Origin of the sequence: Herbiconiux daphne (assembly GCF_024979295.1) — a bacterium.
Lineage (GTDB): Bacteria > Actinomycetota > Actinomycetes > Actinomycetales > Microbacteriaceae > Herbiconiux > Herbiconiux daphnes.
This window is the reverse complement of sequence record NZ_JANLCJ010000217.1, coordinates 1-908: the sequence shown is the minus strand read 5'-3', so window position 1 is coordinate 908 and position 908 is coordinate 1. Positions and strand designations below refer to the sequence as shown.

Sequence of the window (908 nt, the reverse complement as noted above, 5' to 3'; positions counted from 1 at the left end):
CTTGTCCTACTGTACCTAATTTTTCCTGTTCAGCCGCAGCTACTGCATTAGCATTTTTAGCTTTAGCCAACTGATAACGAGATAAATCTGAACTATCATCTTGGATTGTAGCAGCAAGTACGTTAGCACCCATTGCCTTCCATCCAGCTTTAGTGGCTCCCCAAATAGAACCATCTTCCTGTGGGGCAGCTTGTCCACCAGCAGCACGTTGCTCTGGGGTTAAGAAATCTTGAGTTTGATGACTTGGTTGTACATTTTGTTGTTGATGTTGCTGAACAGCTTTTGCAATGTCCGCTTCTGAAGTTCCATCTGGGAACTCATATTTAAAACCATTATATTCAGCTTGTAAAGGCATTATAGTTCCTTAATAAGAAGAGAGGCCCGAAGGCCTCCAATTAACGTTGTGGAACGCGAGTGATTTTAAGACCTGGAAGTCCACCAGCACCTGACACATTAGAAGGTGCATTACCACCACGAGATTGGTCTTCATAAGAAACATTCTCGTAGTTATGAGTTGGATGAGAACCTTTAACGATTGCATCATTCAAATCATTAGCACGTTCAACCAGACGGTTGGTAATCTCAGCGTTATACTGAATTGCTTCTTGAATCTGTTGAGGAGTCATATCGACACGGAGTGTACGATAGTTCTTACCTGCGTTCTCCATCTCTTTAGCAAAGATACGAGAACCACCAGCTTCCGCATACAAGTTAGCCATACCTGCGTTGGTAAGTTTGTGGTTATAGTTCTCAATAAGAGAATCCAACTGAACACCTTGACCTTCTCCAGCTTTGTTGGACAGCCAACGACTAGCTTGTTGTTTGTATGTACTACCAGCGTATTTCAGAGATGGGTCATTCAAGATGCCCTGACCGATTGCATCAGTTTCTTGTTTCTGAGTAGCCAC

Annotated in this window: 2 protein-coding genes; both read right to left on the bottom strand. The window is 43.1% G+C overall.

Annotation, left to right across the window (positions count from 1 at the left end):
* The coding region (locus N1032_RS24210; RefSeq protein ID WP_259543032.1) for a hypothetical protein at positions 1–355 on the bottom strand (355 nt) is incomplete at its 3' end.
* 40 nt (positions 356–395) lie between these two features.
* On the bottom strand, positions 396–908 hold a 513-nt coding region (locus tag N1032_RS24205), incomplete at its 5' end, for a hypothetical protein (RefSeq protein ID WP_259543030.1).